Here is a 21,653-nt window from a genome sequence, read left to right as displayed (position 1 = left end):
GGGTTCTGGCCGCTTTAACGTTCCATTCTTCATCCTATCTCAATGGGGGAAGTGGGGAAAGCTGGGAGAAGGTCATGAGTCGCGAATAATCATCAGGTTTGTCGTTGCGCTTGGGCGCCAAATCGGGAGTCGGGAATAATTATTAATGAATGATTAATGATTATTAATTCCCTATAACCACCCTCTTAACCGATAGACCAATAGCCCAATATACTCTTTCAAGGCTTCTGTGGTGGTGGCGACGCGCCCGGTGTCGGGGAGAAAACTGAGGAGATGGGTCCCGAAACTCACTGGACTAGAATCCCCTGTGGGGAAGGTGGCGAGAAAATCTGTCGGGGCGGGGATGGTTTCTATGCCTTGTCGTTGGAATATTAAGTAGGAACGGGGCATATGGAGGGCGGAGGTGACTAATAAAATCCGTTTAAGACCTCGTTCAATGAGGATTTCTCGGGTAAAGATGGCGTTCTGGTGGGTATTGAGGGAACGAGATTCTTGGATGATGGCCTCGGGGGGAACGCCTAACATTTGTAAAAATTGGGCTGTGTCTTCGGATTCTGGGGGGAGTTGACCTAACCAATCAATCCGCCCCCCAGAGGCAATAATGAGGGGGGCTTTGCCGTCTCGGTAAAGTTGGGCGGCATAGATAACGCGATCGCCTTTGTCACTCAAATTAATCATCGGTCGAGGGGGCAGTTTCGGTTTAAGGGCCCCCCCTAACACCACAATGGCATCGGCTTGAGGCAGTTCGGCCGGGGGAATATGTTGCCACTCTAAATGACTCACTAAACGGGAGTTCACCCAACCATTGCCCGATATCATTAACAGGAGAAAGGCTAGCGCTAAAGGCAGGGGAGTCCAACGGGATTGTCGCCAGCCTAAAACAAAGGCCACCACCAATAAAACACAGGTTAAGCCGATGGGGTAAATGAAAATAGGTAGTAATTTAGAGAGGTAGAGGAACATCTTTCCCAATGGCGATTCCTGATAATATGTAGTCTGGTTCTGAATATCACATCACAGTAGCGCAAGTGGATGCAACCGCACAATTTCCCCTCTAATCCTTCCTCTGTTGGCCCGGCGTTGGGTCATGATCGTTTTGCCCCCCTTATGGCTCAAAACACCCTAGAAGAAGCCTTAGAACCTCAGTACAGACCGGAAGTTGCACCCCATACCATCCTCGAAAATTACGGCGGGATGATCCTCCTCTCCCTATTGATGTTGCTCTTGATGGTCTTCCTCTTGTTAAAGCGTCAAGTGCGAGAATTACGCTTTGGTATTGTCACTACGTTGTTAATTGGGATTGCTTTACCGATTATTTTAACGGTTCAAATTACGACGGATTTATTAGAAGGGGCTTCTCGGGTCGCTGAGGAGTCTAATGGGTTGGAGGGTGGAACAGTCCAAGAGGTAGATTCTTCCCCCTTAGAGGCGGAAGAAACGACCCCTGAGCCTGAAATTGAGGAGGCATCGCAGGAGGATGAGGAGATTGTAGTAGAGGAAACGGAGGAGGCGACAGAATCTCCCTCTCCTGTGACCCAAGCCCCCACCACCCCATCCAATGGGGCGGTTTCTGCTCCTCTGGGTACCCCATCGACTGCATCGAGTGATGATGGGACTCTAGGGGCTACAAGGACAGAATCTGAATCCCCTAGGAGGACTCCTCCCCCCACTCCCTCCCTTGGAGAAAGGGCGACTCCGACGAGAACTCCCCCCCCAAGGGCTGACTCGGCACTTTCTCCTTCTCCGAGAAGATCGTCTTCTGTGGGGGGAACTGATTTCCGTCGTCCGATGGGGGATGAACTGAGACGACAGGGGATTTTAGTAAGACGAGGCGATCGCACGTCTCAAGTGGAACTGATTCAACGAGCGTTAACTATTCTGGGGTTTTATGATGATGAAATCGACGGTTATTTTGGCCCCCGCACAGAAATAGCGGTCAAACAATTCCAAATTCGCAATAATTTATTACCCGATGGCATTGTGGGATTTAGTACCTGTAAGGTTCTACAAGCTCAAGTTCCCGATCTGAATATTCAATGTGTCAGCAATTAGTTTGATTAAGATATGTGCCTGAGTCAGTATTCCCCCCCTAAATCCGACTTAGGATAAAACTAGCGGCAGGAAATTGCTCAATGTTTGTGACTCTTTAAACCTAATTTTGCCGTTGGAGAGGTGACTGTTGTCTGAACTGTTTTCATTTTCATTGCGGGATATGTCCACCTTGGGCCTTGCTCTGCGCCAGTGCGGGGGAGGAGTGGATAGCATGGAGGAAGTCAGTCAAGCTTTAGTAGATTGTCTGGCGTTGAATTTGGGCGTCTCCCAAGATCACTCCTCGGTTTGTGAATGGGTGCAGTTTTGGAAAACTCATCTCTATGGTGATTTAACCCCGGAGTTACAAAGGGCTTTAGAAAGCCAAGAATTAGGGGCGGGTAGGGGTGGGGTTTCTACCTTAACGCTACGCAGTAATACCCCTTGTTTGCTCTTACTCTCTAGTACCCAACGCTTAGGGAATGGGGGGAAAAAGGCGATCGCTCTCCATCCGGATTCTGCCTCGGCTTCCCCTTGGTTTATCCTGTTAGAAGAGGCCCAGTTACCCCGTCATCTCTTTTTAGGTTCAGAAATCACTGAATCCCATGCCCTCTCTCCCCAATATAATCCGGTGTTTCAACTGGGGCAAGATAGCTTAAAGGCGATCGCCTCGGCTGGATGTTCTGGGGGGAAAATGCTTGATGTTCAAACTCTTAATGTTCAAACTATTGTAGGCCTGTGGGGGGTTTTACCTTCGGGGAGTTGTTTCGTCACCCTCTTGGGACTACGAAACACCCTAGCCGGGGAAATGTTGGAATTATTCCGCCCTTTGGCTTTAAATATCAAAGTGGCTATTTTACCCTTTGATCGGGGGACGGTTTTCCAAACAACAGAATCTGAGGATCTGTTTGATTTCAAAAGCTTGGCCACCGGAGGCCGCCGACAATTAATTACCCGCTTGCGCTCTCAGGTTAACACCCTGACGGAACTTCTAGACATTTCTGAACAAGCGACTCTCGAACAAAGCGATCGCCTCGAACAAACCATTAAAGTTCTGCAAAACACCCTCAATCAACTCCAAGCCACCCAAGCCCAACTGATTCACACAGAAAAAATGTCCTCCTTAGGGCAATTAGTCTCTGGCATTGCCCACGAAATTAACAACTCCGTCGGCTTTATCTACAGTAACCTGCCCTACGTCAACCAGTACCTACAAGACCTCTTACAACTGGTCAACGACTACCACACCGCTTTCCCCACGGCTACCCCAGATATTCAGGACTACATTCACGAAATTGACCTAGACTATCTCAAGGAAGATTGTCCCCAAGTCCTTGCATCCATGCGACAGGGAACAGAACGCATCCATCGCATCGTGCAGAGTCTGCGCAACTTCTCCCGACTGGATGAAGCGGAACAGAAAGCGGTGGATATTCACCAAGGGTTAGAAAGTACCCTGGTGATATTACAAAACCGTCTCGAACAGCACAACATTGAGATTATCCGCCACTACGGGGAGTTACCTTGGGTGGAATGTCATCCCGGACAACTCAATCAGGTGTTCATGAATTTGCTTAATAATGCCATTGATGCGATCGCCCAAGCTCAACCCAACCATCCCACCCTCGAAATTACCACAGAATTCACCCCCCAGCGAAAGGTTTTAATTGCCATCACAGACAACGGTTTGGGGATTCCCTCAACCCTACAAAATCAAATTTTTGACCCCTTCTTTACCACCAAACCCATTGGACAAGGGACAGGGATGGGATTATTTATCAGCTATCAAATTATCGTGGAAAAACATCAAGGACAACTGATCTTTAACTCTAAACCCGGTCACGGGACGACCTTCTCCATCCTTCTCCCCGTCCCCAACAAAACAGTAATCAGTAACCAGTAAAATGTGGGGATTGATAATTGTTGATTATTGCCTATTCCCTGACCTTGACAAGAGGAGAAACAGCCTAACTGGTCAAGATTGTCGCAATCCTGACCCACCATCCTTAATCCGTTTCCAACCTAAAGTCAGCAGGGGTCGCCCGTTATACCCGAAGGGTTAGCGGGGGAGAACTTCACTTAACTCACTAAATACACATCATTCACCCTCTGCACAGATTGGCCTTGAGCCTTAGAAACCCGTTGCTCGATCGGAATTTCCACCCGGAATTCTGAACCTTTACCCGGAACAGAATGACACACCAACTGACCTTGATGGAGGTCTGTAATGATTTTATAACTAATCGAAAGTCCTAATCCTGTTCCTTTTCCCACAGGTTTTGTGGTAAAAAATGGATCAAAAATATGGGGACACACCTTGTCGCAAATGCCCAGCCCATTATCTTTAATCGTGATCCTAATCTGCTCACCCTCTATCTGTTGGGTAGAGATACAAAGTTGAGCGGGATACTGTTCTATCTCCTCGCTATTGCGTTCAAGATCCGCTTCAATCAACGCATCAATCCCATTACTAATCAAATTCATAAACACTTGATTGAGTTGACCGGGATAACAGTGAATTAACGGTAAATCCCCATAGTCCCGAATCACCTCAATGGCTGCTCCTCGTAAAGAAGTTTGTAAACGATTGCGCAGAATAACCAGAGTGCTTTCAATCCCTTCATGAATATCCACCCGCTTCACATCGGATTGATCCAAACGGGAGAAGTTACGGAGAGATTTCACAATTTCTAAAATACGCTGAGTTCCCATCCGCATTGACCCCAGTAAACTATCTAAATCTTTTAAGATAAAATCGAGATCAATCTCTTGTTTATACGCTTCAATATTAGCAGCGGGATGAGGATATTCTTGTTCATAAAAGCGGACTAACTGGACTAAGTTCTGCACATATTCCTCTGCATGGGATAAATTGCCAAGAATAAAGCTCACAGGATTATTAATCTCATGGGAAATTCCCGCCACTAACTGCCCCAAGCTAGACATTTTTTCCGTTTGAATCAGCTTAAACTGGGTGGTTTTCAGTTGCTCTAACGTATCCGTAAGTTGTTGATTTTTTTCCACCAGTTGGGACTCTATTTGTTGGCGACGGCGAATTTCTTGGCTGAGTTCATCAATTTTTCGATTTAAAACAGCAAAATCTAAATTCGCAGCAGCCCGTTTTTCTAAACGCAATAAAATTAAGGCGGGAGAGTCCCCAGAAGCAGGTTGTAAAACGCCCCCTTCTCCACGACACAAGAGAGACTCCCCGTTAGGTAATGCAAAGGTTAAAGACCCCAGTACCAGTTGCCGACTTCTGCCGCAGGTTTGCAGATAATTTTGCACCTGCTCCCCAGTCTCTTCTACCAAGTCAAACAAGTGTAACCCTCGTAATTCTTTCCGATTCCGTTGGAGTAATTTAGCACTCCCTTGATTGAGATTGAGAATTTCCCCCTGTATGGAGACTAACAACAGGGGTTCTGGTAAAACACGGGCAAAGTCTAGGAACTGTTCAGGTGTCATGGTTTTTACGCGCCAAAATACTCCCGACCTTCTGCATCTTCTGCCTCGTCTGTCAGTTGAAGATAAACTACCACTCGGCAGCCATCATGACCTTGAGCAATGGTTTCTTGTAATTCCACTTTGGCATAGCCAAGATTATCCGCCGCAATGGAGCCAAAAACATTGGAGGTCATCATACACATGGAAGGACGATCTAATACTTTGTCGGCAAAGGGACAAACTCGATTACCAAAGACAATTTTTTCGTCGCTTTCTTCGATGACATAAAAATCACCCTGAATCCGTCGTTTGAGGTCTAATAAGACTTGGGTCACTTGCTCACGGGAGAGTTTAGACACTTGGAGGGCTGATTTATAGTCCTCATCAATGGCTCGACCCATTGCCTGACCTACAACACTAATAAAGCCCGAGGCTTCTTCTAAACCCACCACATTTTGTAATGTGCCAGCGAGTTCCCGGATTAAGGTGCGTAAAAAAATATCTCGCTCTAAGGGAATTTCTAGGGTTTGTAAGGGAGATGAATTCGCTAAAGCTTCAGTCATAGTTGTGTTCCTTGAATGAGTGAAAAAGCGGCTAACTCAGGAGGAGTGCTAGAGAAAGCCGAGACATGGGCAGATGCTGCTGAAAAAAAGCCTGAATATGACTCCTCAGCAAGCTGGAGTGGATCCCCAACTTGATTGAGTTGTTTCTGGATTGATGATGACATTTTTTGGAGCTAAGTGTCGAGGGAAGATAGCAGGTTAAGGGGAAAACTTAACAGTTTTTAGGATTAGGTGTCATACCACTATCCACCAATGAAGTTTCAAAGCTAAAGTTAGCCTCAATTCGTTTTGAATACATAGTACGCCATTTTTGTCAATGCAATCAAATGTACTGGCTTGCTGTTGGTCGCTAAAATTGGGTATCGGAACGAATTAATATTTCTACATCATTTGGGCAAAGTGGGGAGTTGAGGGGGATTTGAGTATGAAAGAATCGGGGGTGTAGCGGTTATTTTTTAGAATTGCTTTATTTTTTTTCCCAAAGGGCATAAAACACCTTTGGATTTTTCATCTTGTCAAGCCTACCAAAACCCTTGATATTCCGTCAAGAGGGGGGGCAAAAAAGGGACTATTTTTTGCAATAATTCTTAATGTAATTTTGAATATTAAATGTTCGCTCAAAAAATTAATAAGTAAAGTTTAATCTTATTCGGCTACTCAGTCCAATGGGAAGGTATAACATTCCAGTCTAATGTTCCATCTGGGATGGTCATTCTAACCATCGGATGTCACCATAAAGAAATAACGGAAATTTTTTAGATTATCTCAGCCATTAAACCGAAGCCCCATTTCAGGAGTAGTAAACTGTGTTGACTTCACTGACGACCTTTTTAGACCCTCATTTTTACAGGCTATTATATATTCCCCATGGTCATTGTTTTCTCTGGCAACGGTCTTTAGTCACTCTCCATGTGGTGAGTGATGCCTTAATTGCGGTTGCTTATTTCTCCATTCCCGCCATGTTGATTTACTTTATTCACAAACGGCGGGATATTGCCTTTTCTAGTGTCTTCGCCATGTTCGGGGCATTTATTATCCTCTGTGGGGTGGGGCATTTATTAGATATTTGGACGCTGTGGCATCCTGATTATTGGTTATCGGGGGTAGAACGGGCGATTACTGCCCTAGTTTCCTGTTATACTGCCCTGCGTTTGGTGGAATTACTTCCCCAATTTTTAGCCCTCCGTACCCCGGAACAATTGGAACAAGTTAATCAGGAGTTAGAGCGGCAAATTGCCCAACGACAAAGGACTGAGGCCACCCTCAAGACAGTAGTATTCAGTACAGCGACGGCAATGGGACAGGGTTTTTTCTGGGCGTTAGCAGAAAATTTAGCCAAAGCGCTTAAGGTTCCCTATGTGCTGATTTCTGAATGGGCAGATGAGCAACATAAAAACTTGGAAAGTATTGCTTTTTGGGCGAGTGATCATCCTGTAACTAACTTTAGCTATCCCATTGCTGATACACCTTGCGAACAAGTTTTACGCCGTCAAGAAACCTGTTACTATCCCCAAGGGGTTAGGGAAATGTTTGCTCGAAGTCCTTTGATTCAAGAGATTGGGGCGGCGGCTTATTTTGGTGTTCCTTTATTTAATAATGACCAGCAAGTGATCGGCAATTTGGCCATTGTTAGCACAGACCCTTTAGTGCTGGATGAAAATGAACAAGCTATTGTGCAGATTTTTGCCAATCGTGCGGCGACAGAATTACAACGTAAATGGGCAGAGGAGGACAAAAAACGGGCTTATGAACAGTTAGAATTGCGGGTGCAAGAACGCACCGCAGAACTGGTGAAAGCCAACGCGGTGTTAGAAGTGGAAGTCCAGGAACGTCGCAGTGCCGAGAAAGCTATCCGTTTAATTGCCCAACGGGAAAAAGCGATTAACTGGATTACCCTGCGTATGCGGCAAAGTCTGGACTTAAACGCTATCTTGACCACTACCACCGCCGAACTCCGAGATGCTCTGGAATGCGATCGCGTCCTCATTTATCGCTTCAATCCCGACTGGAGTGGCACCGTCCTCTGTGAATCAGTTGCTTCAGGTTGGAAGTCCTTGGGAGATCCCGATCTCAACCTCCCCCAACTCACCCAAACCGTCACCGGAAACCCCGATTGTGGAGCTACCCAGTTCAATTTTAGCAACCTCACCCTAGAAGATACCTATTTACAAAGCCAAGCTGGGGGCAAATATCGCCAACGAGATACTTACTGTTCTGTCCCCGATATCTATCAAGCGGGCTTTAATGATTGTTACTTAGAACTGCTCGAAACCATTCAAGCCCGTGCCTATGTCATAGCTCCCATTTTCTGTCAACAACAACTCTGGGGATTAGTCGCCGTTTATGAAAATAAATCTCCCCGGGATTGGCAAAGGGCAGAAGAGCAAATTGTCACCCAAATTAGCAATAAATTAGGCATTACCGTCCATCAAGTCCAACTATTCAGCCAAACTCAAAAACAAGCTGCCGAACTCCAAGAAGCCAAAGAAGCTGCTGAACAGGCAAACCGGGCTAAAAGTCAGTTTTTAGCGAATATGAGCCATGAACTGCGAACGCCTCTGAACGCCATTTTAGGCTTTACTCAGTTGATGCAGCAAGAAGCCAAGTTTGAGCAAGGAGAATGCCGTCTTAGTTCCACCTATCAAGAATATGTTCGCATTATTAATCAAAGTGGAGAACACTTACTGCAACTGATTAATGATGTACTGGAAATGTCCAAAATTGAGGCGGGACGTATTACCTTAGAAACGGCAGAATTTAAACTCCATGAACTGATTTATAATCTAGAGTCAATGTTGCGACTCAAAGCCCATTCTAAAGGACTCTCTTTCCATTTTTATATCGCATCTGATGTTCCCCAAGTCGTCCAAGGAGACGCGAATAAACTGCGTCAAGTCTTATTAAATTTATTAGGCAACGCCCTTAAATTTACTCAAGCGGGTGGTATTTGTTTACGAGTTTTCTTAGAAGACACCCCAGAGACAGCAATAGATTCTGAACAGCCCGTGAAGGTGCAGTTCCGCGTTGAGGATACTGGTCTAGGTATTGCCCCCGAGGAGCTAAATACCCTCTTCCAAGCCTTCTCCCAAACCCGCACCGGGAAACAGTCCCAAGAGGGGACAGGTTTAGGACTGCGCATTTCTCAGCAGTTTGTGCAGTTAATGGGGGGGGAGATTACCGTGGAAAGTGTGGTGGGACAGGGCAGTTGTTTTGCCTTCTCCATTGAGGTGATTCCCTGCTTAGAAGCGGCGACAACCTCCTCCGCCTCCCAATTTACCCACGCCCTCCGTTTAGCCCCTAATCAGCCCTCCTATCGCTTGCTGGTGGTGGAAGATCATCCGGTGAATCGTTTGCTGTTAACAACACTCCTCCTCGACTTGGGGTTTGAGGTGAAGGAGGCGGAAAATGGTCAAGAGGCGATCGCCCTTTGGCAAACCTGGCACCCCGATTTGATCTTCATGGATATGTATATGCCGGAGTTAAATGGTTATGAAACCACTCGTTTGATTAAACAACAGTCTTCCCCTCCCCTCCCGTTTATTGTGGCTATTACAGCCAGTGCTTTTGCTGAACAGCAACAGGAATGTTTACAAGCGGGGTGCGATAGTTTTGTGGGCAAACCCTTCCGTCGAGAAGAAATATTAGAAGTCTTAGCGCATCATTTAGGTGTGCAATATTCCTACCGGGATATTGATCCACCCTCCTCGACACCAACCCCAGAATTAGCGCCAGTGTCTCAGGGGGTAGATATTCAGGTCATGCCTACCCCTTGGCAGGAAGAACTTTATGCAGCCGCTGCCCAGGGCAATGATCATCTTTGTCTCGAATTGCTCAATCAAATTCCTGAAACTTATATGGACTTGCAGGAATATTTAAAACAATTAGTCGAGGGCTATGAGTTTTACGAAATTATCCTATTGCTGAAACCCGAAAAAGCGTAATTCTTAGAAATATGCCAAATTCAGAAAAACTAGCCGATATCTTAATTGTCGATGATAAGGTGGAAAATATCCGCTTTTTATCAGAATTTTTAGCTCGCAACAACTATCAAGTGCGAAAGGCTATTAATGGGAAGTCAGCCTTGACGGCTATTGAGTTTAGTCCCCCAGATTTAGTCCTTCTCGATATTAATATGCCTGAAATGGGGGGCTATGAGGTCTGTGAGAGCTTAAAACAAGACCCGCGATATCGTTCTATTCCGATTATTTTTTTAAGCGCGGGGAATAGTACAGAAGACAAAATAAAAGCCTTTGCTGTAGGGGGTGTAGATTATATTACCAAGCCTTTTCAACTGGATGAAGTCCTAGCACGAGTCCAGTCTCAACTGATGATTAAAGGTCTTCAGAAAAATCTGGAAGTTCGTAATACAGAACTGGAAGCTACGATTAATGATTTACGGCAAACTCAAGCATCTCTAGAACAATCTGAGCGAGAAAATCAGGCATTATTTAACGCGATGAATGAATTAGTGTTAATTCTAGATCGCCAAGGCAATTGTCAAAAAGTAGCTACTCCAAATAGTGATTTAATACGCTTAAAAGACGTGGCTAAAAGCGGAGCAAATATTTTAGATATTTTGCCTAATTGTAATGAGTTAGATATTTTATCTACCTTAGAAAAAGTGTTAGAACACCAAAGCAGTTATGATGTCGAATGTTCAGTGGTTTATGGAAAAATTAAGTTAAATTTATTTACATCCTTTTGTGCCATTTCTCAGGAAAAAGCCCTCTGTGTGATTCGGGATATTAGTGAGCAAAAGAAACGGGAAGCAGCCCTTAGCTTAATTGTGGAAGGAACGGCAGCTAAGACGGGAACTGAGTTTTTTCAATCCTGTGTCCGTTACCTAGCCGAAATTCTGAAAGTGCGTTATACATTTATTACGAAATGTCTCGATGCTAACAAAACTCGTGTACAAACCTTGGCCTTTTGGCATCATGAAAATTTTGTAGAGAATGTAGAATATGACCTCGTAGGCACTCCTTGTCAAGAGGTAATTCAGCAAGGACAATCCACTTGCTACCCCGATCATGTCATTGCTTGTTTTCCCGAGGATGAGGACTTGACCACCCTAGAAGCGAGAAGTTATACCGGGGTACCGTTAATTGATTCTCGGGGGGAGGTGATTGGTCATATTGCAGTGTTAGATATTTACCCCATGCAGGATGATCCCATTCGGGAGTTAGTGTTACGGATTTTTGCGGCGAGAGCGGGGGCAGAACTAGAACGGCAGATTACTGATCTAGCCTTGAAAAAGAGTCAGGAACAATCGGAAAAGTTGTTGTTGAATATCTTGCCGGGTCGGATTGCCCAACAATTAAAAACCAATACAGGGGCGATCGCAGAATCCTACAATGACGTGACCATCCTCTTTGCCGATTTAGTCGGTTTTACGGAACTTGCTTATCAGATTAAACCCATTGAACTGGTAAATTTACTGAATGAACTCTTTTCTCGCTTTGACAGTCTCAGTGAACAATATGGCCTAGAGAAAATTAAAACCATCGGCGATGCTTATATGGTGGTGGGAGGACTCCCCACACCGCGACCAGATCACGCCCAGGCAGTGGCTGAGATGGCGCTGGAGATGCAAAATGCGATCGCCCAACTCTCCACCCCCTACGAATCCCTACAAATCCGCATCGGCATCAATAGCGGTCCCGTCGTTGCTGGAGTCATCGGGGTGAAAAAATTCATCTACGACCTTTGGGGAGATGCCGTTAATATTGCCTCCCGCATGGAATCCTCGGGAGAACCGGGTAAAATACAAGTGACGGACACCCTTTATCAACAGTTAAAACATCAATATCAATTTGAACAACGGGGGACTGTCGAAGTTAAAGGACGCGGGGAAATGATGACCTATTGGCTGTTGGGGAAAAGAAATGATTTGGAAACACTATAAAGCTAAACATTCCTGACCTCCCGGTAAATTAGCACCCACCACATAGAAATCTTGAGGGTAAATCCAATGGGTATCTAAGGGACCATGAATCTGAATCCCTGTCATTACCGCATAATTAAACACCGAACTATCCACCGAACTTAATAACTGTTTCACATCCTCTGAAATCAGCCGACTGGCTAACTTCGTCATTTCAATGAGATTCGGTTTTTCCCCATATTGCAAAGCAGAAATAATTTTTTGACGAATAATAGATTGCTCAATATCCTGCATATCCATCATTAATTGCAAAGACCCCCCTTGTAACTCTTTAACAATAGCTTCCAATGCCCCACAAGCATGGGATGCTTTATCAATTCCCGAACGATAAACCTTGCCAATTTCTCCATTTTTAGAAATGGCAATATGGGGCATAGCATAAAAAGTAAAACGGCGAATTCCGTCAACAATGGGCGTATGATCTGTTGCCGCCGCTAACCCTGTTTTTCCCATCATAACAAAGCCCGCCAAACTGCAACAATTAAAAGTTTTCCCCCAATATTTAATAACTTCATCCATTAAAATATCGGTAATTTCATCCCGACAAATTGCTACCATGCCGATAGTTTTCCCTGTATCAAACCCATAGTTTTTGAGTTTAATGTGGGTTTGATTAATATAATCTTTCATGGGCAAACTGCCGGGAAAATTATCTTGTAGGGTTTGATGAAATACAGGATTACTGCTAGCATCATACCCATCAACGGCTTGAAATATCTCGTCTCTCAGACTATCAAAATAGTTAAGATTCATAAGTTTAAAATTGAAAAAAAAATGGCAAAAGCTACATCAGAGCAATGATTAGTCGGGAATCAATGAGACATCCTGATCGAATAATCCGTTGGGAAAAGTAACAGTTTGACCCACTCAGTTCATCCCAGAGTAGATCATCAAACATCAAGGTCTAGAATTTTGAGAATTGATTGTAGTAGGGTGAGAAAGGAAATCTCAATATAAACCACCATGACATCAGAACAACTCTCATCCACCGACTGGTCAAGTCTACTGCAACAACTCCTAGATGGGCAATCTCTCAGTCAAGATCAAGCCGCCCAACTGATGACCGGATGGCTAGAGGAAGCCATTCCCCCTGTTCTCTCTGGGGCTATTTTAGCCGCTCTGCAAATGAAAGGGGTTTCAGCTTCCGAATTAGCCGGGATGGCCGAAGTCCTCAAATCCCAATCCTTACAACAAGGGACCTTGAACTATGAGACTCCGGTAATTGATACCTGCGGCACGGGGGGAGATGGGGCGCAAACCTTTAACATTTCCACGGCGGTGGCCTTTGTCTGTGCGGCGGCTGGGGTGAAGGTGGCGAAACATGGCAACCGTTCGGCTTCGAGTAAAGTAGGATCGGCGGATGTTCTCGAAGGCTTAGGGGTTCATCTAGCTGCCCACCCAGAAAAAGTACAAGCGGCGCTGTCTGAGGTGGGGATTACTTTCCTTTTTGCCCCCGGCTGGCATCCGGCGATGAAGGCTGTTGTGCCGTTGCGGAAAACGCTTAAGGTGCGGACAGTGTTTAATCTTTTGGGACCGTTGGTGAATCCGTTACAGCCGACAGGTCAAGTGATTGGGGTGTTTAGTAGCCAATTTATCACGACAATGGCCGAAGCCTTGAATCAGTTGGGTGTGGGGAAGGCGATGGTGTTACATGGTCGAGAAAAGCTGGATGAGGCGGGATTAGGGGATTTAACGGATATTGCCCTGTTACGGGATGGGGCAGTCCATAGAACCAGTTTAAACCCCCATAGTCTCGGTTTAACCCATGCGCCGTTAAGTTGGCTGAAGGGGGGGGAATTGGCGGACAATACCCAAATTTTGAGCCAGTTACTTCAAGGGAAGGGGACCCAGGCCCAGCAGGATGTTGTGGCACTCAATGCGTCTTTAGCCCTACAAGTGGGGGATGTGGTGCCTTGGGAAGATCATGGCCGAGGGATTGAGATGGCGAAGGATATCCTCCACAGTGGGGCCGCTTGGTCGAAGTTACAGGAGTTGGTGCGGTTTTTGGAGAGTTCAAATTTCCCGATCTAAAAACTGCTGAAGGGCTTGGATGACTGGGTGTTGAATTTCGTGGGCCATGTTGAATTCATGGTAGTCGAGTTTAACACCTAGTTGGGTGAGGAGGGTGCGGGCTTGTTGGGCTTGTTGGATGGGGACGACTCGATCTAAACGACCGTGGGCCATGAAGACGGGGGGGAGGGGTGGGGTGGCTTGGGGAGGGGCGTGGAGATAGCCGCTTAAGCTACAAAGGGCGGCACAGGGTAGGGCTAAACCGACATCTAAGGTCATGGCTCCCCCTTGGGAGAAGCCACAGAGGACGATGCGGGAGGGGGGGATTTGGGCGGTTTGGCTGGTTTCCTGTAACCAGTCTAGAAGCTGCTGACGGCTTTCTGGGAGTCCGGTGTAGTCTTCTGCTTCTAGGTCGTACCAAGAGCGTCCTGTGGGGCTGTAAGGGTGTTCATAGGGGGCGTTGGGGAAGAACATCCCATAGTGGGGGAGATGGAGGAAGGCGGCGAGGGAAACGAGGTCATGGGCATTGGCTCCCCAGCCATGAAGGGCGATGAGGAGATGGCTGGGGGGATTGCCACTGCTGGGGGGGAGATATAAGGCTTCTAAAGACAGAATCAGGACTCCTTAAGCGAAAGGGACAAGTTTTCTTAAGGATAGTGTAGCGTTTGGGGTTTGAGTTAAAACAGGGTGTTGTCGAAAAATTCGGGTTGGTGGATGACTAAATGGCGATCGCGATTAAAACCGATTTGCCCTTCTTTTTGTAGTTTGCCCATCAGTCGAGTAATGGTGACGCGGGTTGTGCCGAGGGCGTTGGCAAAGTTCTGATGGGTTAAACGAATGGGGAGGGTGACACCCTCGGGGGTGGCTTCTCCGAGTTCGTCTTTGAGCAGTTTTAAGAAATAGTATAAACGCTCTTCTACCCGTCGTTGTCCGGCAATGGTCAGTAAGGCTTCACTTTGGCGGAGGCGTTGGATTAACTGCTTTAGCACCAGTTGAGCGAGGTGGGGGGATTGCTCAATTTCGGGCAGGAAAAACCAGCGTAAATAGACATCACAGAGGGCCCGGGCTTCACAGACTTGGAGGCGACTGAGGGCTTGACCAAAAAAACTGTTGGGTTGCGCCCAGCCTAACATGATTTCCTCGCCACTGATTTGGGTGGTACTCAGTTGGACATAACCCCGGTAGACTTGCCATAGACCCTGATTGTTCAGAATAATGCGATCGCCCCGGTGATAGAGGTGAAGACGCCGTTCTTCCGGGGAAATGAGGTGAGGCGTTTGGGAATGGGTGGATTGGACTAAATACATAGGGAAGTAGGGGAGAGGAGGACAGGTTAAACCATTTCCCCTCTAGCCTAGGGGGTGGAGGTAAAGGGCGGGTAAAGGGCGGGTAAACGGTAAACCGTCTAATCGGGAGTCGGGAATAATGATCAATTATCAATTGTTCCCTATTCCCCATTCCCTTCGGGAATCAATAAATTCAACACCACACCCAACACGGCAGATAAACCAATTCCTTCTAAGCCGAAATTGCCTGTTTTCACCGCTAATCCCCCAACCCCTAAGACTAAAATCACCGCCATAATCACCACATTCCGGGACTTTAACAAATCCTGCCCCGACTGAGCTAAGGTATTAATCCCAATCACCACAATAGTCCCAAAAAGAATCACCACAATTCCCCCCATCACAGGGGTGGGAATGGTGCTTAAAAACGCGCCTAATTTGCCCACAAAGGCCAATAAAACCGAACATAAGGCGGCCCAGGTCATAATAGCCGGATTAAAGCTTTTCGTCAGGGCAACGGCCCCGGTGACTTCAGAATAGGTGGTATTGGGCGGTCCCCCGAAAAAGGCGGCTAAACTGGTGGCTATACCATCTCCTAAAAGGGTGCGATGGACTCCGGGATCTCGAAAATACTCTTTTTTCGCCACTGCCCCGATGGCTAGGATATCACCAAAATGTTCAATGGCCGGTGCGATCGCCACAGGGACAATAAACAAAATCGCCGGCCCATGCACCACCGGAAAGGTAAACTGAGGCATCGCCACCCAAGGGGCCTCAGCCAAGGGGCTAAAATCCACCATCCCCAAGGGTAAAGCCACTAAATATCCGGTGACAATCCCCACCAAAATGGGAACTAGGTGTAACCATCCCCGAGCAAATAAGGCTGTGATCATAGTGGCTAACAACGAAGCACCTGACACTCCCAAGGCCATTGTTTCCGTATAGCGATCGCCCCCCTGAGAGGCCATATTAACCGCAATGGGAGCCAAAGACAGACCAATCACCATAATCACTGGTCCGGTGACAATAGGAGGCAGTAAGCGCAATAAAAACCCCGGCCCCCGCCAGAAAATCAGCAAACTGAGGACTAAATACAACCCTCCAGCCGCCATTAATCCTGATAGAGTTTGGGGTAAGCCATATTGTTCAACCCCCAGTTGAATTGGTGCAATAAAGGCAAAGGACGAGGCTAAAAAAACCGGGACTTTCCCCCCCGTCACCAGTTGAAATACCAAGGTTCCCACTCCGGCCGTAAAAAGAGCCACATTGGGATCCAATCCCGTGAGAATCGGCACTAAGACCAACGCACCAAAGGCCACAAATAGCATTTGTAAGCCCAAGATAATATCCCGCCACCGCCATTGATAGGCTGTAGGATCAGGAGTGACTGATAGATCCGTTTCCGGATCGAGATGGGGATCTTGAGTCATAGTTTTTTGTCTTATAAGAACTACCAGAAGCCAATTAAGGGGAAGATTTGGTCGTTGGGGTGTCGCTGTATTCAAGGTCGATATTGTACCACACCCTAAGTTATAATGGGTTAGGGTTGATATGAGTAGTATTAATCCGTCAACAACCCCACCCACAAGGGGATGGAGTTTCGCGAAGGAAGATTATGAAAAAACCGTTTCCCTTAACAACTGTTGGGGCATTAGTGGTTAAATCCGATCAACAAGTTTTAATCGTTAAAACCACGAAATGGCGAGGAACATGGGGAGTTCCGGGGGGTAAAGTAGACTGGGGGGAAAGCTTAGTAGAGGCTTTGATCCGAGAGTTTCAAGAGGAAGTGGGTTTGCAGTTGAAAAATATCCGGTTTGCTTTATGTCAAGAGGCTATTTTAGACCCCCAATTTCATCAGGAAGCCCATTTTATTATGATGAATTACTACGCTTTTTCTGAAAGTGATGTGATTGTGCCGAATGATGAGATTAAGGAGTGGGCTTGGGTGAGTCCTGAGCAGGCTTTAGACTATCCTTTAAATAGTTATACTAAAGTTTTAATTGAAGAGTATCTAAAACATTAGAGTGATCATTATAAATTAAAAACAGGTAAAATGAAGGCGGCGATAATTCCACCAATTACGATAATCTCAATCATTGTTAATAGTGCATTGGAGCGTTTATGATTAAGCTTCTTTAACCAAGAACGAGGTTGATCATCTTCTCGCTTGCTCCAGTTAAACATGGATATTAACAAGGGAAATCCACCAACTTTAGCACCTAGTAGGAGGTGAAAAGTAAGACCAATAAAGACACAAAGCCATGAGACTAAATGGGCTATATACCAAGGACGATCAGTTTCTCCAGCCGGAAGCCATTCTTCTTTCATCATGCGACCTGTCACTACGGCAAACGTCAGGGTTAGCAACATAAATGTATTGATTAAACGGTGTAGGGATATCCACCAAACTGGCTTGCCAAACTGTTTTAATTGACTCCAAGATTGTTGTTGTATGAGGCGACGATAACCGAGACGCAAGCTATAAAGGGAAAAAAACGGTAAAACCAATAGTAATGTCAGAGCAATCGTGCCATGAATTCCCTGAATATCGCTGAGGTTGGGTAGTGCGAAACGACCCCAACGTTGGTCATAGGTGTTGTAGACCCAAAAGCCTGAAATTAAGGCTAAAACTGTTAACAAAGCGATTCCACCATGCAAGATGCGCAACAGGATGGGCTGGTATGGGTAAGATTGGGACATATCTCAAAGTAACTGGAATTTTTGAAGTCTACAATATGGGGACTCAAGCCGTCTACTCCGGTGCTAACGTGGGAGATTTTGGGCAACATTCGGTTAAGGATTTTCCATTGCCCCATAGACTAAACTTAACAGGGGTCCCATTTGTTCGGTTCCGGTAACGGCGAGGTCACTGTGACAGAGGATGAGATGTTTTTCGACTCGCCCTAGAAGGTCGCGCAGTAGTCGTTCTAAACGCTCTTTGTCTGCCTGTGCTTCCTCTTCTGGGGACCACTGAGTGCCGGACCAATGGCGGAGAAAAATCGGTGCGCCAAATAGTCCGGCTGACCCACTTTTAGCCCACAAATTTGACCCGACATCTAACCAAAAGTGCCAGGGATGACTACGACGGAGGGAACGGTATTGGAAGATGGTGGCGAGGGTGACGGCGTTAGGTTGGGTCATGCCCCAAGGTCGGAGGGGGTAGGGATTGGCGGAAATGGTGCCTTGCCGGAGGAGTTGGATAAAACGGGCAATGGCATCGGAATTGCCGGAAAGGGGTTCATGTTGATGTAAACGCCGTTCGACTTGCCAGAAATGTTGAGCGGTTTCCATTAATTCCCGTAGGGCGGCTAACTGGCTAAAGGGTAGGGATGCTCGATCTAGGAAAAAATGGTGCAGGGCTTGATCTAAAAAAATTATGGTTTTGACTCCGGGCTGTTTTTGCTGGGTTTCCTGTAACCATTGGCGGATTTCTTCATAGGCATTGAGCGCTCGATGCCCTAAACGATCCCAACGGGGGTAAGTGGTGGCGGGACGGAGTTGGGGCTGTTCGGAATTGGGATAATAACAGTAATCGGCTAATAGGCCGGCTCTTATTGGATCAATTATACTATGGGCGGGGTTGCCTGCTCCACTTAAGACGACTAACATTTCTGCGACTCCATCCCGTTCTACCCAATGGCCGAGATGGGGGTAAAAGAAGGGGAGGAGGGTCAGGAGGGCGCGGATGGAGGGTTCACTAATGAGGGGGCGCTGTTCGTTGAGGGGTTCAACGGGGATGCCGTGCTGGGTGAGGAGGGAGATGAGGGTGTAACGGGCGATCGCATCTAATCCCGGAGCAATGACGGCAATCTCTGAGGGTTGCACCTGTTTCTCCCCCACGGCCTGGGCGATCGCATTAGCGGTCTGGCCGAGTAAACTTGACCGCGAGATGGTTTGTAGGGAGGTCACGGATGGGGGGAGGGGGGGAATACTTTCCTGTCCTAATGCTGTCCCGACCATGGCATCAGCCCAGTCGGCGGCTAATCCGGGGGGAGGGGGGAACTGTTTGACTTGACACCGGGTGCTGAGTCCTAGGAGATAATTAGGATCGGCATTGAGGCCTAAGCGGACTTGCCCTTGAGGATTATAGGTAAACACCCCCCAGGCTCCGTGATTCAGGAGGGATTCTATGAAATCCCGTGCGATCGCCGGATAATCGTCGAGATCATCGGCAAAAATCCCCTGATACCGTCGTTTTAAATGATGCTCATAGGTGGGATGGGGCAATAAATAACGCCAGTACAACTCATAGAGAATGCCATAACTCAACAACCCCCGATCTAAACACCATTTGCGCCACTCTTCTAACAATTCCCCCCGTAACTGACTGGCCTCGGGTTGATACTTCCACTCTTCCCCCACTAAACCCCGAGTCAACATCTGGGGGATATCTTCGTAAGGAATACCACTGGCAGACGCTAACTGCAAAATATCCAACGTCTCCCGCACAAAACGGGCTTCAGACATCCCCCCTAAGTCCTGTTGGACTAACTTAGGATGCCAGAGACGGGTAGCTAAGGTCTGTTCCATCTCCGGCCGCAAACGCAGGGGAAACTGGGCTTTAATTTGTAATTCCTCAAACAACAGAGGCCAGAATAACACCACCTCATCCGTCACGAAACCGAGGGGGGTTTTCGAGTAAATAGGATAACGTCCTGCGATCGCCTGACTCAACTGTTCCGCCAACACCCGCCGATTATCGTCATTGGCCGCCAACACCAACCCCCCCGGCGTTTTCGCCCCAGCCCATGCTTCTTGTTGAGTCACCCAACGCCGAAATTCCTGTACCAAACGTTGGGTTTTCCCACTGCGCGTAATACCACTAATCCAAAGGGGTTTTAGGTCAGACATGATGGCCAAATCTTCAATCAATCCTCAAAAACCAAGAAGCTTAGACTTCATCGCTAAAATAACAATTGCCCCTCATTCCTAACAAGCAACTTTAGGCTGTTTGACTGCCATGAACCTAAAAATCCTAATTCGTAACCTCCGACGCTGGTATTATGACACACCTGACCGCGCTTTAGATCAAGCGTACCGGGCAGCCCGGATCATCAAAACCCTCGAAGATGAATATTTTGGCGGTCAAAAAGTCGCCCGAGAGAATGGAGAACATTCCGAACGAGTTTTTAATTATTGTCAAGCAGAAGTACAGAAACAACTGAAAACCGCCCGTTTGCGGCTCACAGAATTTAAAGCTACTCGCAGCATTATTAATGATCCTGACCTACTCAACTCCCCCTATTATAAAGTAGAAATTACACAAAACTCTGCTATTATCATTGAAAAACTAAACTTTATTGATGAAATATTTTTAAGGTATAATCCCCCCCCGGAAACCAATCCCACAATCTCTGTTTCTGTGGTGAAACTTCCTGAATATTCCTCGAATCAGTCCCTAGACTTAATTAACTCGCCCCCCCAACCTAAAGCGATTAAGCCACCCAAAGAACCCCCAAACCTACAAAGTGCCTCGGATAAACGGGGGGCTGTTCCCCGCTCTATTTTAAACACATTTAGCCGCATCAAACGAGAAATTGATCCAAATACATCGGAATCCGAAGAAGAAGTTGTTACCAAATTTCGTAAAGCCCGCAATCGTACCGCCAGTTCCATTAAATTTATTTTGCTACTGATTATTATTCCTTTGCTCACCCATCAACTGAGCAAAAATTTTTTAGTTAAACCTATTATTCAACAGCAATTTTTCTCCCATCAACAGGATATTGTATTTTTAAATCAAGACCAGCAAGAAGAAGCATTTATGGAACTAGAACGGTTTCAACGCAGCTTAGAGTTTAGTCGGATGATTGGGTTACTGCCAGATATTTCTGAGGAAAAGATAGAAGAACAAGTGACCGAAAAAGCACAAGAATTAGCCAAGGAGTTTCGGGAACGTGGAGCGGATGCTGTGTCTAATGTCTTTGCGGATCTCTGTTCTTTGGGGGCGTTTACTTGGATTCTCTTGATTAATCAAGCCGAGGTAGCGAATTTAAAAGCGTTTATTGATGAGTTGATTTATGGTTTAAGTGATTCCGCGAAAGCGTTTTTAATTATTCTGTTCACAGATATGTTTGTAGGATTCCACTCTCCTCATGGGTGGGAAGTAATTCTAGAAGGGTTTGCTCATCATTTTGGTTTGCCAGAAAGCCGAGATTTTAACTTTCTATTTATTGCGACCTTTCCCGTTATTTTAGATACGGTCTTAAAGTATTCAATTTTCCGCTATCTTAACCGCATTTCTCCCTCTGCGGTGGCGACTTATAAGACGATGAATGAGTAGTCAGCAAACAGAAAATTTGTTGTTTTTTCGTTTTGTAGGTTGGGTGAAGCGACAGCGCAACCCAACAATTAGCGAAAAAAGGGGAGGCGTAAATGTTGGGT

The 21,653-nt window shown here is 46.4% G+C and carries 16 protein-coding genes; 7 read left to right on the top strand and 9 right to left on the bottom strand.

Features of this window, described 5'->3' with window-relative positions:
- Positions 1–171 precede the first annotated feature (171 nt).
- Complete coding sequence (locus K4A83_RS03930) at positions 172–963, bottom strand: YdcF family protein (protein WP_265263112.1); 792 nt, start codon at positions 961–963, stop codon at positions 172–174.
- A 69-nt stretch (positions 964–1,032) separates the two neighbouring features.
- Between K4A83_RS03930 and K4A83_RS03925 the strand changes: the two genes are divergently transcribed.
- Both K4A83_RS03925 and K4A83_RS03920 read left to right on the top strand, forming a co-directional pair.
- On the top strand, positions 1,033–2,052 hold the full coding sequence (locus K4A83_RS03925; RefSeq protein WP_265263111.1) for a peptidoglycan-binding domain-containing protein: 1,020 nt from the start codon (positions 1,033–1,035) through the stop codon (positions 2,050–2,052).
- A 127-nt stretch (positions 2,053–2,179) separates the two neighbouring features.
- Positions 2,180–3,931: a sensor histidine kinase gene (locus K4A83_RS03920; RefSeq protein ID WP_265263110.1), complete on the top strand. Its 1,752-nt coding sequence runs from the start codon at positions 2,180–2,182 to the stop codon at positions 3,929–3,931.
- Positions 3,932–4,107: 176 nt separating this feature from the next.
- Here K4A83_RS03920 and K4A83_RS03915 read toward each other — a convergent pair whose 3' ends face one another.
- Positions 4,108–5,490: an ATP-binding protein gene (locus K4A83_RS03915; protein ID WP_265263109.1), complete on the bottom strand. Its 1,383-nt coding sequence runs from the start codon at positions 5,488–5,490 to the stop codon at positions 4,108–4,110.
- Positions 5,491–5,495: 5 nt separating this feature from the next.
- On the bottom strand, positions 5,496–6,032 hold the full coding sequence (locus K4A83_RS03910; RefSeq protein WP_265263108.1) for a methanogen output domain 1-containing protein: 537 nt from the start codon (positions 6,030–6,032) through the stop codon (positions 5,496–5,498).
- 806 nt (positions 6,033–6,838) lie between these two features.
- Between K4A83_RS03910 and K4A83_RS03905 the strand changes: the two genes are divergently transcribed.
- Both K4A83_RS03905 and K4A83_RS03900 read left to right on the top strand, forming a co-directional pair.
- On the top strand, positions 6,839–9,973 hold the full coding sequence (locus K4A83_RS03905) for a GAF domain-containing protein (protein ID WP_265263107.1): 3,135 nt from the start codon (positions 6,839–6,841) through the stop codon (positions 9,971–9,973).
- A gap of 11 nt (positions 9,974–9,984) precedes the next feature.
- Entirely contained in the window at positions 9,985–11,934 is a 1,950-nt protein-coding gene (locus K4A83_RS03900) for an adenylate/guanylate cyclase domain-containing protein (protein WP_265263106.1), read from the top strand.
- On the opposite strand, the gene K4A83_RS03895 is transcribed toward K4A83_RS03900, so the two are convergent.
- Complete coding sequence (locus tag K4A83_RS03895; RefSeq protein WP_265263105.1) at positions 11,929–12,726, bottom strand: hypothetical protein; 798 nt, start codon at positions 12,724–12,726, stop codon at positions 11,929–11,931. The two genes, K4A83_RS03900 and K4A83_RS03895, sit on opposite strands and share 6 nt — an antisense overlap.
- 210 nt (positions 12,727–12,936) lie before the next feature.
- Here K4A83_RS03895 and trpD point away from each other — a divergent pair, with 210 nt between their 5' ends.
- Entirely contained in the window at positions 12,937–14,004 is a 1,068-nt protein-coding gene (trpD, locus tag K4A83_RS03890; RefSeq protein ID WP_265263104.1) for an anthranilate phosphoribosyltransferase, read from the top strand.
- Here the strand turns inward: trpD and K4A83_RS03885 are convergent.
- From K4A83_RS03885 to K4A83_RS03875, 3 genes are all read right to left on the bottom strand, one after another.
- Positions 13,987–14,535 carry an alpha/beta hydrolase gene (locus K4A83_RS03885; RefSeq protein WP_265263134.1) on the bottom strand — a complete coding sequence of 183 codons (549 nt, stop codon included), beginning with the start codon at positions 14,533–14,535 and terminating at the stop codon, positions 13,987–13,989. The genes trpD and K4A83_RS03885 overlap by 18 nt on opposite strands.
- 125 nt (positions 14,536–14,660) lie before the next feature.
- On the bottom strand, positions 14,661–15,290 hold the full coding sequence (locus K4A83_RS03880; protein WP_265263103.1) for a Crp/Fnr family transcriptional regulator: 630 nt from the start codon (positions 15,288–15,290) through the stop codon (positions 14,661–14,663).
- Between the two features lie 140 nt (positions 15,291–15,430).
- Positions 15,431–16,699, bottom strand: coding sequence for a uracil-xanthine permease family protein (locus K4A83_RS03875; protein WP_265263101.1), 1,269 nt, complete (start codon positions 16,697–16,699; stop codon positions 15,431–15,433).
- Positions 16,700–16,884: 185 nt separating this feature from the next.
- On the opposite strand from K4A83_RS03875, the gene K4A83_RS03870 reads away from it, so the two are divergent.
- Positions 16,885–17,292, top strand: coding sequence for an NUDIX domain-containing protein (locus K4A83_RS03870; protein WP_265263100.1), 408 nt, complete (start codon positions 16,885–16,887; stop codon positions 17,290–17,292).
- Positions 17,293–17,300: 8 nt separating this feature from the next.
- Here the strand turns inward: K4A83_RS03870 and K4A83_RS03865 are convergent, their stop codons facing one another.
- Together K4A83_RS03865 and K4A83_RS03860 are read right to left on the bottom strand one after the other, a co-directional pair.
- Entirely contained in the window at positions 17,301–17,969 is a 669-nt protein-coding gene (locus tag K4A83_RS03865; RefSeq protein WP_265263099.1) for a cytochrome b/b6 domain-containing protein, read from the bottom strand.
- Positions 17,970–18,062: 93 nt separating this feature from the next.
- Positions 18,063–20,120, bottom strand: coding sequence for a recombinase family protein (locus tag K4A83_RS03860; protein ID WP_265263098.1), 2,058 nt, complete (start codon positions 20,118–20,120; stop codon positions 18,063–18,065).
- A gap of 109 nt (positions 20,121–20,229) precedes the next feature.
- On the opposite strand from K4A83_RS03860, the gene K4A83_RS03855 reads away from it, so the two are divergent.
- Positions 20,230–21,552, top strand: coding sequence for a proton extrusion protein PcxA (locus K4A83_RS03855; protein WP_265263097.1), 1,323 nt, complete (start codon positions 20,230–20,232; stop codon positions 21,550–21,552).
- Positions 21,553–21,653 lie beyond the last annotated feature (101 nt).

This window comes from Spirulina subsalsa FACHB-351, assembly GCF_026130165.1.
Taxonomy (GTDB): Bacteria; Cyanobacteriota; Cyanobacteriia; order Cyanobacteriales; family Spirulinaceae; genus Spirulina_A; species Spirulina_A subsalsa_A.
Note: the sequence above shows the minus strand (reverse complement) of the source record. Positions and strands in the feature narration are given on the sequence as shown.

Coding starts and splice junctions, on each gene's coding strand:
- K4A83_RS03930 (WP_265263112.1), bottom strand. CDS start 963: ATGTTCCTCTACCTCTCTAAATTACTACCTATTTTCATTTACCCCATC.
- K4A83_RS03925 (WP_265263111.1), top strand. CDS start 1,033: ATGCAACCGCACAATTTCCCCTCTAATCCTTCCTCTGTTGGCCCGGCG.
- K4A83_RS03915 (WP_265263109.1), bottom strand. CDS start 5,490: ATGACACCTGAACAGTTCCTAGACTTTGCCCGTGTTTTACCAGAACCC.
- K4A83_RS03910 (WP_265263108.1), bottom strand. CDS start 6,032: ATGACTGAAGCTTTAGCGAATTCATCTCCCTTACAAACCCTAGAAATT.
- K4A83_RS03900 (WP_265263106.1), top strand. CDS start 9,985: ATGCCAAATTCAGAAAAACTAGCCGATATCTTAATTGTCGATGATAAG.
- K4A83_RS03895 (WP_265263105.1), bottom strand. CDS start 12,726: ATGAATCTTAACTATTTTGATAGTCTGAGAGACGAGATATTTCAAGCC.
- trpD (WP_265263104.1), top strand. CDS start 12,937: ATGACATCAGAACAACTCTCATCCACCGACTGGTCAAGTCTACTGCAA.
- K4A83_RS03880 (WP_265263103.1), bottom strand. CDS start 15,290: ATGTATTTAGTCCAATCCACCCATTCCCAAACGCCTCACCTCATTTCC.
- K4A83_RS03875 (WP_265263101.1), bottom strand. CDS start 16,699: ATGACTCAAGATCCCCATCTCGATCCGGAAACGGATCTATCAGTCACT.
- K4A83_RS03870 (WP_265263100.1), top strand. CDS start 16,885: ATGAAAAAACCGTTTCCCTTAACAACTGTTGGGGCATTAGTGGTTAAA.
- K4A83_RS03865 (WP_265263099.1), bottom strand. CDS start 17,969: ATGTCCCAATCTTACCCATACCAGCCCATCCTGTTGCGCATCTTGCAT.
- K4A83_RS03860 (WP_265263098.1), bottom strand. CDS start 20,120: ATGTCTGACCTAAAACCCCTTTGGATTAGTGGTATTACGCGCAGTGGG.
- K4A83_RS03855 (WP_265263097.1), top strand. CDS start 20,230: ATGAACCTAAAAATCCTAATTCGTAACCTCCGACGCTGGTATTATGAC.